Origin of the sequence: Pseudomonas sp. GX19020 (assembly GCF_023371075.1) — a bacterium.
Classification (GTDB): Bacteria; Pseudomonadota; Alphaproteobacteria; order Rhodobacterales; family Rhodobacteraceae; genus Pseudogemmobacter.
In genome coordinates this window covers 1-16,662 of the sequence record NZ_JAMCCR010000002.1, presented here as the reverse complement: position 1 = coordinate 16,662, position 16,662 = coordinate 1, and the positions used below count along the sequence as shown (strand labels likewise).

Sequence of the window (16,662 nt, the reverse complement as noted above, 5' to 3'; positions counted from 1 at the left end):
GTCAAGGGGGTATACGCGCTTTTTGCCTCAGTTTGCGGACTCATCTGCGCCAGGGCCATGGGCGATGCGGGGTCTGCCGGTGGCGGTAACGGTTACCGTGGCTTCGATAAACAGGATCTGCCCCTCGATCCCGGCCTCGGAAATCTCGCGGCTGGCGTTCAGGTGAAGGTCGACTGCCCCGGCCTGGCGGGCGCGGGCGGCGGCCTCAGCGCGCAGCGCGGTTTCCATTGCCTCCAGCGCCTCGTCGCGGTCGCCATAGGCCTTGGGGCCAGAGGTGAAATGCGCGACAAACCGTCCCTGGGCCGGTGATGTCACAAGGCCCGAGACGCGCTGGCTGACCTGACCCGCCACGGCCCCGATCGCATTCGCGACACCGGCATGTTCCGGCAGGATCATCTCGCAGCCCAGTCGCGCCCCCACCGCGCCATAATAGGACGGCGCCGAGGCGCCAAGGCCGATCACCGGCAAAGCCAGTTGTGCTGACAGCGCCATGACGCCCCGGTGCTGGTCAAGCCCCGCCACCAGCAGCGGATGCCGCGCCAGCGCGGCTGCATCTTCGTCGCTGAACCGGGGGTCTTCGGCAAAGGCGGCCTCCAGCAGGCAGCCGGCGGTCTGGGCGGTGACCTGATCAATGATCCGCCGCGCCATTTCGTCAGGGCCGGGCGCGAACCGCTCGCCCGCGCCATTGCGGCGCAATGCCAGCAGACGCAGCGCTTTTTCGGCAGCCTCCCGGTCCCAGTCGCTCAGGCGACCCGCAACATGGCTCGCATCCGAGGGGGTCACGCCGGAAAGCATCACCAGCCCGCGCGCGACAAGGCGGTCCAGCGCTGCCGCTTCGAGCCGCGAGCTCAGCGCCTTCGCGACCGGCATCGGCGCGGTGATCCGCTCCAGCAGGGCGCGGTCACGCGGGCCAAGGCCACCGGCCTGTTCGACCCCCTTCATCGGCACGACAAAGCGGCCATCATATTCGCCCGGCGCCGGGCCCGAGAGCCAGCGCTCCAGCGCTTCATGCACCATATCGCGCGCCGTCATTGCCAGCAGCGAGACCGGCAGCAGGCGGCGCGGCCCGAGGCGCAGCCGCCCCGAGAGGCCCTCATTGATCAGATGCACTTCCGAATCGCCGCCAAGGCCGGTGGTGCGCATCGCCACAGCCTCGACCATGGTGCGGAATCCCCCGACACGGGCGCCTTCGGGGTCGATCTCGGGCAGGCCACCGCGCAGGATCGCCACATCCGTTGTGGTGCCCCCGATATCCGAGACCAGTGCGTCCTGCGCACCGGTCAGCCAGCGCGCGCCGACAATCGAGGCGGCGGGGCCGGAGAGGATCGTCTCGATGGGGCGCTCGCGCACCATCGCGGCCGAGATCAGCGCACCATCGCCGCGCACCACCATCAGGGGGGCCTCGATGCCGATCCGGGCCAGATGCCGTTCGCAGGCGGCGACAAGACGGTCGATCATCCCGATCAGCCGCGCGTTCAGCACTGCAGTCAGCGCGCGTTTCGGGCCATTCAGCCGCGCGGACAGCTCATGCGAACAGGTGACCGGGCGGCCTGTCACCTGGCGGATCAGGTCGCGCGCCGCAAGCTCATGCGCGGGGTTACGGGTGGCGAAACGGGCGGCGACGGCAAAGCCCATCACCTCGGGGCCAAGCGCGGTCACCTCGGCCCTGAGCCGTGCGAGATCAGGGGGGGACGCCTCTATTCCGGCATGGCTGTGGCCGCCGGCAATGCGGATCACCGGATCGCCCTTCAGCGCATCAGAAAGCCCCGCGCGCGCGAGGTCATCTTCATCGAACCCCATGGTGATCAGCGCGACACGGCCGCCCTGGCCCTCGACCAGCGCATTGGTGGCCAGCGTCGTGGACAGCGAGACCAGCGCGATCTGCTGCGCCGATACGCCCGATTGCGCCAGCGCGCGATCGACGGCACCGCCGATGCCTTCGGCCAGATCATGCCGCGTCGTCAATGACTTGGCTGTTCCCAGAATGCGGTTCTCCGCCTCGTCCAGAATGACCGCATCGGTATAGGTGCCACCGGTATCGACCCCGAGGAAAAAGGCCATGACCCGTCCTTCACTGCTGTTCGTCGCGCGCCTCTTGCTACTGCGGCGGGCAAGGCGGGTCATCCCCGGAAACGACGTTTTCCGCTCGCTTTCGCGTCGCGGATGACAGTTTCGCCGCCTGTTTGCGCCGGGAGGCAGGGGGGATGCCCAGCTGCTCGCGGTATTTGGCGATGGTGCGCCGGGCCAGGGGCGCGCCGGCACCGGCCAGGGCTTCGGCCAGCGCGGCATCGGTCAGGGGCGCGACCGGGTCTTCCGCCGTGATCATCTGCGTCAGCGCATCGCGCATCGCCGCCCCTGCCGGCCCCCCCTTGCGCACGGCGGGGGAAAACATCGCGCGCAGCCAATAGACCCCGCTGCCGGTATCGACCGTGGTGCCCTGGACAAGCCGGCTTACCGTGCTCTGATGCAGGCCAAGGCTTGCCGCCACCTCGCTCATGGTCATGGGGGAAAGCGCGCGCAGCCCCTGTTTCGCCACCAGCGGCTGGCGGCGCAGGATCTCGGTCCCGATGCGCAACAGCGAATTGTTGCGGCTTTCCACAAGGCGGATCACCTCGCGCGCGGCAGCGCGGTCGCCCGCTCCTGTTGTGGGCTGCAGCCGGATCGAAGGCAGCGCCGAATGGTTCAGGCTGAGTTCCGGCCCCGAAGATCCCTCGCGCAGCACGAGGTCCGGTTCGGCCACCGGTGCGGAGCCGGGCTGAAACCGCGCGCCGGGCTTCGGGTCATAGCTGCGCAACATGCGGATGCGGCGCGCGATTTCCTCGGTCGTTGCGCCGGTCTTTACCGCCAGCGCCTCCAGATTGCCGGCCGCGACCAGCGTCAGATTGGCCAGCACCGCCTGCATGACCGGGTCGAGCTCCCCTGTGTCGTGGGCCTGGAGGCTCAGGCATTCCGCAAGGTTGCGCGCAAAAAGCCCGGCGGGTTCCATCGCCTGGAGCTTAAGCAGCACCGCTTCAAGCGCCGCCGGTGTACTGCCGGTATCGCGGGCGATGCGGCTCAGCGGCGGCCCGAGCCAGCCGCTAGGTTCCAGCGCCGAACACAGCGCCAGCGCCAGCGGCATTTCGGCAGGCGCCAGCCGCATCAGTGCCACGCCCGCCGCGACATGGGCCTGCAACCCCGGCGCGGGGGCGGCCAGCGCCTCTGTCCCGCCACCCGCCCGCGATTGCCGCGACAGCGCATCATGCCAGCGCGGCGCCCAGATCACGGGCAGCGCCGGCGGAGGAACCAGCTGCAATTGCGGGTTTTGCGCGGCCATATCCTCGAGCCAGTCGCCAAGCGAGCCCGCATCCGATTTCAGCATCGAGATCGCGCTGACCAGGGACAGGTTCAGCGACAGGCGCTGTTTCTGGGCGATGGTGATGCGGTTGCGCTGTTTCATGGCGCGACTTTGCCGGGGTGCGGGCGGCACTTCAATCGGCAAAGAGGGCCAGGTGCCGGTGATCGCTTTGCGGCTTCTCTCTCGCCGCGCTTTGCGCCAGGATTGACCGGGCAATGCCCCTTTGCCTGCTGTGTCCCATGTTCCGCGCGTCTCTGGCCCTGATCCTTTTCTGTTCCGCCCCCGCGCATGCTGAAGGCGAGGCAAAGGCTCCGGGCCCGGTGGCCACGCTTGCGCTGGCGCTCAGGCTTTATGATCAGGCCGAGGGGCAGGGCGATGCTTTGGGCATGGCGGTCGCGGCGCGACTTGCGACGACGATCCGCCAGCGCGGGGCGCGCCATTGGGAAAAGCAAAGTGGTAAATATTCCGGGCCGGTACTGCAGGACGCAGGCAAGGCGCGCCTGCGGGCGACGCCCGATCTGCTGACCTCCGGCGCGGCATGGTCGGGCGCATTGCTGATGGCCGAAGAAGACGAGGCGCTCAGCGATCTGCTTTATGAATTATCGCCGCCGGTGCTGCGTGGTGGGGTCAGCCAGGTGGCGGCAGAGCTGAAACCCGGGCACGAGGATCGCTGGATGCTGCCCTTTGCCGGGCAAAGCCTCGCCGAGATCGCTGTCTTCGCCACGGGCACAGACAGCGATGCGTCCCAGAGCGATCCGGGTGCGGCAGGCACATTGCTCTGGGCGGTCGAGGATGGCGCGGGCGGCATCCTTTGCCCGATGCGGCCCGTTGCCGCCGGTGTCTGTAGCTTTACCCCGGCCGAGAATGGCTTTTATGAGGTGGTGATCGCCAATCCTGCGGGTGGCTCGACGGCGCGGGCCGGGGCCTATCTGCTGGTCGCCAACTGACGGGCGCGGATAAGCGCATTTGTCACCGCTGCCTGGCTTCCCAAACCCCTGCCTGGCTGCGACACTGCCTGAACGACCCCTGACGAGGAGCCGCCATGTCTTTCCCTGCCTGTTCCGCACCCCGTCGCCTTGCTGCGGGGCTGTTTGTTGCGGTGCTCATCGCCGGTCAGGCAGCCGGTCCGCTGGCCGCCGAAGAGGCGAAGGGGCCGAATATCACCCAGGGGGCAAATGGCGCGACGGGCGCCGTGGCGACGCTCGCGCTGGCGCATGAGCTTTTTGTACTTGGCCGGGCGCATGGGGATGCGCTGACCGTGCTGGCGGGTGCCCGTCTGGCCGCCTCGGCAGAGGTTGCGCCCGGCAGGGATTTCAGACGCAGCATCAGCGGTGAGGGCGCGGCCGGTGCAGAGCCTGTTGACGCACCTGTCGATGCGGCGGCGATGTTCGACCTCGCGCTGATACTGGCGGGGCAGGATGAATTCCTGACTGACGTGATCCTGGATGCACAGAGCGCGACCGGCAGGGGCCGCATCGGGGGCGCCTTTTCGCAACGCGTCAGCCTTCTGGCGGGGCGGACCGACAGCTGGGAGATCCCCTTTGACGGCGGCGCCACTGCCGAACTGGCGGTGCTGGGCAGCGGAACATCCGATCTCGACATCGTGGTCACCGATGAGAATGGCAATGTCATCTGCTATGAAGGCGGCCAGGAAGACAGGCTTTATTGCGATTTCGTGCCCGCCTGGGATGGGTTCTTCTTTGTTGCGGTCGAAAACAAAGGCACGGCTGCGGCGGCTTATGACCTTGTGACCAACTGAGCCGCGCGCCTGCGCCGAAACCAGAAACCCCCGGACGCCATTCCGGATCCGGGGGTTTTGGTGGTGCGGTGCGGGCGATTGCGGCCGGGCGGATCCCGGTCAGGGATTGGCGGTGATGACCTCATTCAGCCAGGGCACAAAGCGCGATACATCGGTATAGGCCGAAAACTGTGCCATTTCCGGGCAGCCATGGCCGGACGCATCGCTGAGACCCCAGCTGACAATCCCGGCCTGGATGTATTTTCCATTGTCCAGTGGCACCACCAGCGGCCCGCCGCTGTCGCCATTGCACGAGCTTTTGCCGCCCTCAAAGGTGCCCGAACAGATCATATTCTCGCTCATCGGCATCGGGGCGGCAGCCATGATCTCATCCCAGAGCGCATAGGCTTTCTCTTCCGGCACATCCATCAGGTTGACGGCAAAGGCAAAGCCCTCGACAGCCTCTTCGGCGCGACCCTCCAGCAGAACCTGGTTGCACAATTCGCGGTCCAGCATCTGGATCTGCGCCTGCATCAGCTGTGACGAGGGCACTGCGCCCGCCTGAAGCCCCCAGCCGGTGACGACCGTGGTGATCCCCGGCTCGCGCAGGATATCGCCATAAGTGGCATCCGGCACCTCGACCGTCTTATACGGGCCCTGCGGTTTGCGTGCGAGTTTGACCAGCGCGATGTCATAATCGAAATCATTCACCGAATAGGACGGGTAGGTGAAAACCGCCTCGACCGGCACCCGGTCGCCGCTGCCATCCAGCAGATTGGTGCCGACAAGAATGTCGAAATCGCCGGGCTTCAGATCGGCGCCATTGCCGGCATCATCGGCCATATGGACGCAATGGGCGGCGGTCAGCACCCAGCGATCCATCACCATGGATCCGCCGCAGAACTGGCTGTCAGTGCTGATCGGCTGGCCGCCGAGCAGGAAAGCGACCTGCCAGGGCCAGGCGCCGTCGGCTGCGGGCTGGCCGCCGACCACTTTCGCCCCCGAGGGCTCTGCTTTCGCGGCTTTCTCGCCGCGCTCGGCCTTGGCGCCCGAGGCGGCAAAGCTGTAGGGCGAGCTGTCGGCGGCGCTGGTCTTTGCGCCGAAGCCCGGGGTGACGGCGGGGCTTTCCGCCAGGGCCATGCCGGTGACACTGCACAAAAGCACCAGGGCGGAAAGCGGCCTGACAACGGTGGCAGGCATGAAGCGGGAGGTCATCTCTTTGATCCTTCTGCGGAACTGGGCTGGGGCCGTGATGGCCATCTATTCGGAATTGGTCGGGTTCAGCCGCACGATCTGGCGGATCATCGTCAGATCGGCGGGTTTGGTGGAAAAGCCGCGCATCGAGGTCTCGTCTTTCGGTGCGATCTGGCTTTCCAGCCAGAGCGCGGCGTCGCTGCCGCCCTCAGCCGTACCGCGCAGCGTTGCGCTGGCAAGTGGTGTCAGATCGGTGCGCAGCGCATGGCTCTCGTTCATCGGGACGGCCAGGATCCAGATCTCCTCGACCCCGGCATGGCTCACCGGATCGATCTGCAGCCCGACCCGCGCGGCCTCGCCCGGGGCGATGCGGTTCACGATGTTCTGTGAAGGCCAGATCGGCAGCACCTCCATATCGGAGGCGAGGTAAAGCACCGTGACATCCTGCGCCTTTCCCGAACGGTTGGTCAGCGTGAGCCAGAGCTGGTCGCAGCCATTCACCCCCTGTGCCGGGTCATGCGCCACACCTGCCCCCGCCTTGCCGCTGCAGGAGGCACCTTGCACCGGGTCGGTGATTTCGGTGCCGGGGCGGCGCTCGATCGCGACGGAGATCACCTCGGTCTTTGTAAAGCCGCGCCCGGCGGCCTGGGCCAGCACGTCGCGCAACCGTGTCGCATGGGCCATGGTTGAAAGCACGCGCTCCAGGGCATCCGCCTCGGTTTCGCCCCCGGTGACCACAACGCGCGGTGACGTGCCGGGCCCGCGTGCGTCAAGCACCGCATCGGGGCCGGCAAGAGCCAGCAGCCCGTCCGTCAGGACCGGCACCAGATCCGGCGCTGCACCCGGCACCGGTCTTGGCGCGGCGGCGACAGCCGCATCCCAGGGGCCATAATCCAGCCCGTCTTCGGGATCCGCGCGCACGAGGTCCGCCAGAGTCAGCGGCACAGGATCGGGAAGCCTGCCGGGCGCGGCCCAGAGTGTCGCGCCTTTCGCGACCTGCGGCAGCGGGTCGCTGATCTTCGCCTCGCGCGCGCCGACCTTGCCGAGCGTCACGGAGCCGATGCTCTCGCCCCCGGCGCCGGATGCGAAAAGCACGATCTCGCCCCCCTCGGCAAAGCCCTGCAGAAGGCCCGCCTGCAACACGGATCCGGTGATGCGGTAGCGCGCGGTGCCGGCGCCTTCGCCAAAGACCCGTTCCTGCAAAAGCGAGCCCTCGGCATCGGGGAGTTGCCGCGCCACGCCCTGGATCATCGCATCCGAGGTGGCGGCCAGCACCTGCTGCCAGGTCGCATCCTCGGCGCTGGCCAGAACCTGCGCGAGGCGCAGGGTGAACTCGCCATGCCAGATCCCGGTATCGCCCAGCGGATATTCAAATGATCTTTCATCCGATTGCGAGGAGTAGAGAAAGACGAAATCGCCGGACAGCTCTGCCGCGCCGGTGAACGGTACCGGCGGCAGGTCATCGGGAATGCCAAGCGCATCGGGGGGCAACGAACGCGCAACGCCTGCTGCCGGATCGGGATCGATAGCGCGAAAGCCGGTGGCCGAATGGCAGGCGTCGATAATGCCGACCAGCTTTACATCGCGTGCAAGCAGGGCCCGGGCCCAGAGGTTCAGCTCGTCATCAATGATGGCGTTTTCCACCATGCCGATCTCTCCCTGCCAGTTCTTTGCATCCGTCGGCAGGAAGATCTCATCATAGCCGCCGCCCTCGTCGCCGTTCAGATCGGGCGCCTGGGAGCCGTGACCGGAAAAATAGAAGACCAGCGTATCGCCTGGCGCGGCATCGGTCGCGGCCTTGTCGAGCGCGGCGAATATCCCCGCACGGGTTGGTGCGGCGATGGTGGCGCCCGCGGGAAGATTGGCCGGATCGGTGGTCAGGATGGACATGGCCTCCGGCGCGATGCCGCGGCCGCTCAGCACTTCGGCCATCAGCCGCACGTCATTGGGCGGCCCTTTCAGATCGGCATCCAGATACTCATAATCGCCAACCCCGATCAGCACGGCCCGGGTGTCCGCGTGGAGCGTTGTGCTCCAGAACAGGAGGCTGGCGGTCAGGGCATATGTGAGCTGCGGTTTCATGCGCGAAAACATGCCTGGACTTCCGGCACCGGGCAAGAGGCCAGCGCGGGATGACGGCATTTGTCACCTCTGGTCTGTGGTGCAGGCCGGGGGGCACAGCCCTGCCGCCGGCCGGAGGCATCCGGCCTCAGCCGGGGGCGAGGGGCTGCCATTCGAGGCGAAGCGTCAGGCCTTTGCCGGTTGCAGGCAAAGAGAGTTTTGCGCCGTGGCGCATGGCGATCGCGCGAACCAGGGCAAGGCCCAGGCCATGGCCCCTGATCCCGCGGTCACGATCGGCACGGGTAAAGCGTTCGAAGACGTCCTCGCCCATACCGTCGGGCAGGCCGGGGCCGCTGTCGGCGATCTCGAGCAGATGCAGAGGGCCGGGGGTGAGGGTCAGGCTCAGCCGGTCGCCCGGGGCGCAATATTTGATCGCGTTATCCAGCAGATTGGCCAGCATCTGCGAGATCAGCGTGCGATCCCCCAGCACCATCAGGTCAGCGGCGATATCCGCCGCCGGGATCAGGCCCTTTTCTTCGGCGGCCGCTTCGTACAGTTCCCAGACCCCTTCCGCGAGGGAAGAGAGATTAACCGGCAGCAGGCCACCGCCGGAGCCCTGATCCGCCTCGGCGCGCGAGATGTCGAGAAGCGCGTCGAAGATCCGGATCGCGCCCCGCATTTCTTCGCGCAGCTGGCTGACAGTATCTTCCTGGCCCTCGATGGCCGAGAGCCTGGCCGCCATTCGGTTCAGCGGCGTGCGCATCTCATGCGCAATGGTGTCCGAGAGGCGATGCGTCGCGCGGTTCAGGCTTTCGATCCGGTCCAGCATCAGATGCATATGGGTTTCCAGAAGACCGAACTCATCCGCCATGCGCGGGCCGGGCAGGCGGGCTTCGAGATCCCCGGCCGCGACCTGATCCGCGAGTCGGTTCAGCCGTCCGATCCGCCCCATCACCTGGCGCGCCGCGATCCAGCCCACCAGCGCCGCCGCGATCAGCAGCGCGAGGGCCAGCCCGATCATCCCCTGCCGCAGCGACGCCAGCGTCGCGTCGACCGGGGCCAGCGGGCGTCCGGCCAGAAGGCCGAAACCGCCGGGCAATTCACGCGCCACCACCAGCCAGCGGCCCGTGCCCCGGGTGATCTCCTGCGGGGTGGAAAGGTCAAAACCCGCACCTTGCGGTGCCACATCGGCGGGCCAGCGGTCTTCGGTTCCGGCGAGGATCCGGCCATGACGGTCCGTCAGCAGCAGGAGTTCCTGCCCGCCCGAGGCGGCGCGATAGTCGATCGCCTGGCGCAGCGCGATGATGCGGCGCTGGTCATAAAGCGCGCCAAGACCGCTGAGATCGGCGGAGAGGAGTTCTTTTTGCGCCTCGGTCAGCCTGGTCGCCACCAGCCGGTATTGCAGCGCCATCGCACCCAGCGACAGCACCGCGACCGCAGCCGCCATCAGGCCGGCCAGTCGCAGCGTGGCACGGGCCCTGAACACCGGACGCCTGAACATCGGACGCCAGAATACCGGGTGCGGCCCCGGATCAGCCGCCACCGGTATCTCCGGCCACGGGCTGCGCAAACAGATAGCCTTCGCCCCGGACCGAGCGGATTACATGGGCACCGGCCTCTTCCAGTTTGCGCCGCAGCCGCCCGACATGCACGTCAACGACATTGGTGCCAGGGTCGAAATGCAGGTTCCAGACGGTCTCCAGCAGCTGCATCCGGGTGACGACATGGCCGGCATTCTGCGCGAAAAAGGTGAGCAGCGCGAATTCGCGCGGCGAGACCGGCACATGGCTACGCCGCACATGTACGGTGCGCGCCTTCAGCCGGATTTCCAGATCGCCAAAGGCCATAAGGTCATTATCCGCGACCTGGATCGTGCCGCGCCTGAGCAGCGCGCGCAGCCGGGCGCGGAGCTCCTCGGGCTCATAGGGTTTCGGCAGATAGTCATCGGCGCCCATTTCAAGCCCCTCGACCCGCTCTGCCGCGCGGCCAAGCGCCGAAAGCACCAGGATCATCGCGCGCGACCCTCCGGCGCGGATCTGCGCCATGGCGTCAACCCCGTCGCCGCCAGGCAGCATCCGGTCGAGCACGATCACCCGGTAGTCTCCGCTGGTGGCCTCGGCGAGGCCGCCCGCGAGGGTATCACGATGGCTGGGCTCGCAGCCAAGCGCGCGCACCTCTGTGGCCACAGCGGCGGCGATTTCGGGGTCGTCCTCGATGATCAGAATGCGGTCGGTCATGGTCATTGCAGATTCAGAACACCACAACCGCCGGGTCAAGCACATTCGCGCCGCCGATGGCACGCGGCCCTGCCGCAGTGCCCCAGGGATCAAGCCAGAGATGCCGCGTGACCCCGTCCGGCGCCTCGACCAGCAAGAGCGTGGCGGCGGTGATTTCCAGCGCGTCCAGCCCGGCCCCGTCCATTGCGGCACCATTCACGGCCCGGATGCGGTCGCCCTTGGCGAGGCCCGCGAGCGCGGCGGGGGAGTTGATTGTCAGATCCGAGACCCGGCCGTCTTCGCCCTGCACCACACCAAGCGCCGCGAGACGATAGCTGCGGATGCGCTCGGGGGCCGGGGACGCGTCTTCGGGCCCGCGCAAGGTGAGGCCGATCAGGCCGGGCTCGGGCGCGGCGGCGCTGAAATCCAGCACCAGGGTCAGGTTTTCGCCCGCGCGGGACAGGGTGATGCCGGCAGAGCCCCCCGCCAGCACCGCATCAAGCAGGAAGGCGAAATCGCCGGGATTTTGCAGCTTCGTGCCATTGACCGACAGAATGATGTCACCGGCAAGGATGCCTGCGCTTGCGGCCAGCCCGCCAGGGCTTACAGCATCGACCAGCAGCCCTTCGGCTGGTACCCCCAGCGTATCGGCAAGCCTGCGCTCCATCGGCCGCGCATTCAGGCCGAGCTTGGGGAAGGGCAGCAGGCTTTCGTCGATCAGCCCGTCGACGATGCGGCGCAGATCGCTGCCGGAAATCGCATAGGCGATGCCGACAAACATGCGGCTGCCATCGGCGATGCGGCTGTTCATACCCATAAGCCGCCCCGCTGCATCGACCAGCGGACCGCCCGATGATCCTGGATTCACCGCCGCATCATGTTGGAGGAACATCAGGGGCACCGCGAGGTCGATCTGGCGTGCCATGGCCGAGACCATGCCCCGCGTCAGGGTGAATTCCGCTCCGAGCGGCGCGCCAAGCGCATAGACCTCAAGCCCTGGCAGGGGGGGCGCGTCTGAGATCCCGATGCCGGTCAGCGCGGCACCATCCGGGCCGGAAAGCCCCGGCTCCAGCTGCAGGATGGCGACATCGCGGGTGCTGTCGCGGCCGATCACCGTGGCGATCACCACATTGCCCTGCCGGTCGGTGACGCGCACCTCTTCCGCCGTGCCCACCACATGGGCATTGGTTACGGCGATATCCGCGACGCCTGCCCAGATAAAGGCCGAGCCGAGAAAGCCATCCTCGCGATCCGCGCTGCGCACCACCAGAACCTGATCCATCGCCAGATCGGTTGCGGCGCGGGAAGGCGCTGAGGCGAGCGGAACGGTCTCGGCCTGCGCTGCGGTGGAAACCCCGACCATTTGCACGGTCTGAACAGCGAGGATGGCGGCAAGCAGCGGGGCCGCAAATCCGGGCCAGGCCCTGTTCCGGACCCTTTTATCGAAGCGCATTCTTATAGTCTCCGGCTCATTCTCAACGGTACCGGCAGGTTAGCCCGCCGGGCCGCCCGGGGTCACATGACAAAGCCCGTCATCCGGAGATTGTGCGTTTACAGCCCGCATCCATCACCCCATCCTGCCGCAATCCGAAACAGCCCCGTGACCAGAGCAAAGAACATGACCCTTTCCGCCCGTATCGCCGCCCGGCTGGCCAGTTCTGTCATGATCGCCCTGCTGGCCTCTGAGGCAAAGGCCGAAGGCCCGGGCCCCCTGCGCCAGGCGGCGCTGTCGGCCGAGCTTTACGCCAGGGGGGTGGCGGACCAGGATCCGCTCCTGATCCTTGCGGCCGCGCAATTGCGCAAATCGGTCGATATGCAACCGCTGGAACCGGCGCCCGAGGGGGCAGCGCCCGCCTTCGCCCCGCTCGGATGGGAGGCGATGATCGCAAAGGCGGTCACGCTGACCGATGCCGGCGACCCGCTCAGGGATCTGGCCGAGGATATCACCGCACAAAGCTGGAAGGGCGTCATCCATGGCCCGGTCTACCGGATCGGCGCGCTGGAGGGAGGCGCGGAAACCCGGTTGCCGGATCTGTTGTTCCGGGGTGGCGAATATGCCGAAGTCTATGCCGAGGCCGAACCGGGCCTTGATCTCAACATCACCATTCTCGATTCCGAGGGCCGCGAGGTCTGTGCCGACACGGATCCCACCCATGTGGCCTATTGTGGCTGGACCCCGGCGGCGGATGGCAGCTTCACTCTGGTCATCGTGAATTCCGGCACGCGTGATACCGGGTTCGCGCTGATGACCAACTGACTGAATATACGCCAGAAAGGGCAGGACATGATCCGCAGGTTTCTTCTGACCACGGCGCTCGGGCTGATCGCCTTTCCGGCGCTGGCGCGCGAGAATTATGCGCTCCTGATCGGGGCGAGCGATTATCAGAATATCGAAAAACGCTGGTCCCTGAAGGGGCCGAAAAACGATATGGAGCTGGTGGCGAATTACCTTCTGACCGAGGCGCCGGTGCCGTTTGAGGCGGAAAATGTCACGGTTCTGACCGATAAAGAGGGCGCCGATCCGGCGACTTTGGGCAATATCCGCGCGGCTTTTGCCGATCTGACCGCAAAGGCGCAGCCGGGTGATTTCATCTATCTCCACCTTTCGGGTCACGGCACCCGCGCCCCGGCGCTGGATCCGGAATCTGAGCCAGATGGCCTCGACGAGCTGTTCTTGCCGGTCGATATCGGCAGCTGGAACAACACGGTCGGCACGGTCGAAAATGCGCTGGTCGATGATGAGATCGGCCAGCTGCTCGACGGGTTGCGCGCGAAGGGGGCCGATGTGTGGATCGTGCTCGACAGCTGTCATTCCGGCACCGCCACCCGCGCCATCGAGACCGAAGACGATGTGGTGATGCGCCAGCTTGAGCCCGCCGCGCTGGGGATCACGGATGAGATGATCGACGCGGCGGTCGACCGGGCGTCAGCTATGGCAGAGGTTGCGAACCGTGGTGTCGGCAGCGGGGCTGCGGCCAATGGCACCGGGGGCGGGGTTTCCTTCCAGCCGAAGGAGGCAACTGTGGCGGCTGAAGGCGTGGAGCCTGGCGGTCTGGTGGCCTTTTACGCCGCGCAAAGCACCGAGATGACGCCCGAGATGCGGCTGCCGCGCGGCGCCCCGGACCGCAAGTCACAGGGCGTTTTCACCTTCACCCTGTTCGAGACGCTCGCGGAATATCCCGGTGCCACTTACGGTCAGGTCGCGCAGGAAGTTCTGCGCAAATATGCGCTGCGTGGCACCGCGAAATCGACGCCCTTGTTCGAAGGCGATCTGGACCGTGTGGTCTTTGGCGGCGAGGCGCGGCCGCGGGTCTCGCAATGGCCGGCTGTGGCGACGGATGCAGGTTTCACGCTGAATGCCGGTACGCTGCATGGGCTCGCCGTCGGGACCGAGCTGGCCGTTATGGCATCCGCTGCCGATGGCAGCGACAAAGCGCTCGGGCTGGTTCAGGTGACTTCTGCAGATACGTTCAGTGCGACGACCGGGGCCTTCGCGGGCGAGCTGCCTGAGGGGGTCTGGTTGCGGCGCAAAGAGACAGCGCTGGATTTTTCGCTGACCGTGGCGCTGCCGCCCGAGGGTTCGGCCCCGGCGCTGGCCCTGGCTGCCGCAATGGAAGATCTGCGCGAGATCGCGGGCCCGCGCCTGAACTTTGTGAAGGCGGGATCCGAGGCCGATCTGGCACTGGCGGTGCTCCCGGACAGCGCGACGCCGGATGCGCTCTGGATTCTGCCCGGCACCGGGCTTGCCGAAAGCGGGATCCAGGCGCCGAAGGTGGAAACCGCCGGTGTGACGCAGGGTGACCTTGCCGGCAATCTGCAGGAAAAACTGACCGCAATCGCCAAGGCGGTGAACCTGATGAAGCTTGGCGCGGCACTTGGGCCGGCGAACGGGCCGGGGGCACTTGATGTTCAGGTCGAGCTTCTGACCCGCAATGCCGATCACCCGACCCTGCGCGGTTTGCCCCTGGTGCCGGTGCCGGAACTGGTGACCAATGACGAGGTCCATGTTCTGGCCAGGAACAATATGGACCAGCCGGTCGATGTGAATGTGCTCTATATCGGCGCCGATTACTCGATCACGCACTTTTATGCCGGGCGGCTGCATCCTGGCGAAGAGCTCAAAAAGGGGCTTTTCGCGATCGGAGGAGAGAGTATGGGGCAAGAGCGGATGATCGTGGTGATGACGCCGGCGGCAACCCATAGCAAGGTCGAGGATCTGAGCTGGCTCGCCCAGGATGCCGTGCGCAGCACCAGCCTGGGTGGCGGCTTTGCCGGCTCGCTTTATGAGGCGGGGTTCGGTCAGGGCACACGGGGTGCGATTGCGCTGAGCGATGACAGCGCGGTGTCCGGCCCGGCGCCGGCGATCCTTCAGGTCGAACTGCGCACCAGAGCGGATTAATCGGGGGCCGCGTGATCAGGTCCTGGGCGGCGCGCCTTTCGGCATCGGGTTCTTTGCCTTGTTATAGGGCTTCCAGTCGCTGATATCGGGGTAGAACTGTTTACGCCAGGCACGCACCCGCGGGTTCATCGCGCGTTTCCACAAGGGCGGGATCATCGCGAGGCTGGTCATCACCGGATAGCCGTAGGGCAGCTGCGGCGCCTCGTCTTCCTCGTAATTCTGCAACAGCGGGAAGCGCCGGTCGGGTTTATAGTGGTGATCCGAATGGCGCTGAAGGTTGATCAGGAGCCAGTTCGTGGCCCTGTGCGCCGCATTCCAGGAATGGCGCGGGAGGGCATGTTCATAGCGCCCCTCGCCCAGATGACGTCGGGTCAGGCCGTAATGTTCGACATAATTCACCAGTTCCAGCTGCCATTGTGCGATCAGGGCCTGGGCCACGAAGATCACGAGACCTTCCCGGCCGCCAAGCGCCAGCGCGAGCGCGAGGAAAGCGGCCTGAAATGCCCAATAGCGCCAGAACGGGTTCGTCCGGTGCCACCAGGGCAGGTTCTTGCGCGCCAGCATCGCCGTTTCCGAGGCAAAGGCCGAACGGCGCTGGCCGATCAGCACCCGGGGGAAGAAACGGTGGAAGCCTTCGTTATAGCGGGCGGTGACGGTGTCGCGCGGCGTGCCGACATAGAGGTGATGCACGCGCATATGTTCAGAGCGGAAATGCGAATGCAGCACCGAGGCAAGGAGGAGATCTGCGGCAAGGCGCTCGGTATTCGGTTTCTGGTGGAGGAGTTCATGTGCGTAATTCAGCCCGATGGTGCCGGCCATGACACCCATGCCAAAGATCATGCCGGCTTTCTCCCAGCCGGTCATGGCGCTGCGCGGCAGATACCAGAGGGTGACGCAGAGGGTTGCAAGCTGGATCGGTACCCAGATCAGTGTCAGCAGCGTATAGACCTTAAGCTGGTCATCCTGGGTGTCGGGGTCCGCATTGTCCTTGTTCAGGCCCAGAGCGGCGTCGAGGGCGGGGAACAGGATCCAGCAATAAGCGGGGAGGGCCAGCACCCAGAGCCCGCCCCAGGTGAGGCCGGCGACCGCGACGGGCAGGGTGCCGAGAGAAAGCCAGAAGGGCAGCGCTTGCGCGGGGCTGGCCAGGGTTTCGGGTGAGAGCTGCGCCATGATCGTCCTCCGGTCGCGGCGGATGGTAACGCCGGAGTGGTCGCGGATCAACGCGACGAAATGGACTGATATGGCTGTGCGGAGCCCTCGCTCAGAGTGAAGGCCATTTTGCGGAAGCCGGAGGAGGCGCGGCAGATGTTCGTTGTGACCTGCAGGTCAGAGGCCGCGCCCTTCACTTTTCCGTTCCGGATTTTGCGGCAGAAGATGCCACCCGTTCCGGGGTGAAAAGCGAGCAGCCTGCGGTGATCGGCATCACGGCGGCGGAGGCCTCGCCATGCGGCGTCTGACCCCGTCATCAGTCACTTCCGGCCAGTCCGGCGGCGCCGAGGTCGAAAGCCTTGCGAAAGACGGTTGGCAGACTGTCGGGGTTGAAGTCATGCGCGGCAAAGAACTCGCCTTTGTGGGGATTGATGTCGGAACGGGCGATCATGACGCGCAGGATGAGATGGAAATGGGTGAAGGTATGGCGGATTTCGCCAGCCATCTGCCAGTCGGCATCGGCGGGCGCTGTGGTCGGGCAGGATGTCCCCGGGGGGGCAGGGGGGGGGGG

The 16,662-nt window shown here is 66.4% G+C and carries 13 protein-coding genes; 5 read left to right on the top strand and 8 right to left on the bottom strand.

Annotated features, from left to right (window positions below; all coding sequences use genetic code 11):
• Positions 1–27: 27 nt before the first annotated feature.
• Positions 28–2,061 carry a hydantoinase/oxoprolinase N-terminal domain-containing protein gene (locus M3484_RS04710; RefSeq protein ID WP_249495954.1) on the bottom strand — a complete coding sequence of 678 codons (2,034 nt, stop codon included), beginning with the start codon at positions 2,059–2,061 and terminating at the stop codon, positions 28–30.
• A 37-nt stretch (positions 2,062–2,098) separates the two neighbouring features.
• The gene (locus M3484_RS04705) at positions 2,099–3,436 is read right to left on the bottom strand and encodes an RNA polymerase factor sigma-54 (RefSeq protein ID WP_249495953.1); all 1,338 of its coding nucleotides are present in this window, start codon (positions 3,434–3,436) and stop codon (positions 2,099–2,101) included.
• 137 nt (positions 3,437–3,573) lie between these two features.
• On the opposite strand from M3484_RS04705, the gene M3484_RS04700 reads away from it, so the two are divergent.
• Both M3484_RS04700 and M3484_RS04695 read left to right on the top strand, forming a co-directional pair.
• A complete protein-coding gene (locus M3484_RS04700) occupies positions 3,574–4,281 on the top strand; it encodes a hypothetical protein (protein ID WP_249495952.1) in 708 nt (235 codons plus the stop codon).
• A gap of 95 nt (positions 4,282–4,376) precedes the next feature.
• Positions 4,377–5,093, top strand: a complete 717-nt coding sequence (locus tag M3484_RS04695; RefSeq protein WP_249495951.1) for a hypothetical protein — start codon at positions 4,377–4,379, stop codon at positions 5,091–5,093.
• Positions 5,094–5,192: 99 nt separating this feature from the next.
• Here M3484_RS04695 and M3484_RS04690 read toward each other — a convergent pair whose 3' ends face one another.
• From M3484_RS04690 to M3484_RS04670, 5 genes are all read right to left on the bottom strand, one after another.
• On the bottom strand, positions 5,193–6,287 hold the full coding sequence (locus M3484_RS04690; RefSeq protein ID WP_249495950.1) for a serine protease: 1,095 nt from the start codon (positions 6,285–6,287) through the stop codon (positions 5,193–5,195).
• A 45-nt stretch (positions 6,288–6,332) separates the two neighbouring features.
• The gene (locus M3484_RS04685) at positions 6,333–8,360 is read right to left on the bottom strand and encodes a caspase family protein (RefSeq protein ID WP_249495949.1); all 2,028 of its coding nucleotides are present in this window, start codon (positions 8,358–8,360) and stop codon (positions 6,333–6,335) included.
• 115 nt (positions 8,361–8,475) lie between these two features.
• A complete protein-coding gene (locus M3484_RS23765) occupies positions 8,476–9,870 on the bottom strand; it encodes a sensor histidine kinase (RefSeq protein WP_249495948.1) in 1,395 nt (464 codons plus the stop codon).
• Positions 9,860–10,570 (bottom strand): response regulator transcription factor, encoded by a 711-nt coding sequence (locus M3484_RS04675; protein WP_249495947.1) that lies wholly within the window; start codon positions 10,568–10,570, stop codon positions 9,860–9,862. Before M3484_RS04675 ends, M3484_RS23765 begins: the two co-directional genes overlap by 11 nt.
• Before the next feature lie 7 nt (positions 10,571–10,577).
• Positions 10,578–11,996, bottom strand: coding sequence for a trypsin-like peptidase domain-containing protein (locus M3484_RS04670; RefSeq protein WP_249495946.1), 1,419 nt, complete (start codon positions 11,994–11,996; stop codon positions 10,578–10,580).
• 165 nt (positions 11,997–12,161) lie between these two features.
• On the opposite strand from M3484_RS04670, the gene M3484_RS04665 reads away from it, so the two are divergent.
• Entirely contained in the window at positions 12,162–12,800 is a 639-nt protein-coding gene (locus M3484_RS04665) for a hypothetical protein (RefSeq protein ID WP_249495945.1), read from the top strand.
• Between the two features lie 27 nt (positions 12,801–12,827).
• The gene (locus tag M3484_RS04660) at positions 12,828–14,942 is read left to right on the top strand and encodes a caspase family protein (protein WP_249495944.1); all 2,115 of its coding nucleotides are present in this window, start codon (positions 12,828–12,830) and stop codon (positions 14,940–14,942) included.
• Between the two features lie 15 nt (positions 14,943–14,957).
• On the opposite strand, the gene M3484_RS04655 is transcribed toward M3484_RS04660, so the two are convergent.
• Positions 14,958–16,112: an alkane 1-monooxygenase gene (locus tag M3484_RS04655; RefSeq protein ID WP_249495943.1), complete on the bottom strand. Its 1,155-nt coding sequence runs from the start codon at positions 16,110–16,112 to the stop codon at positions 14,958–14,960.
• A 274-nt stretch (positions 16,113–16,386) separates the two neighbouring features.
• Here M3484_RS04655 and M3484_RS04650 point away from each other — a divergent pair.
• The coding region (locus M3484_RS04650) for a hypothetical protein (RefSeq protein WP_249495942.1) at positions 16,387–16,662 on the top strand (276 nt) is incomplete at its 3' end.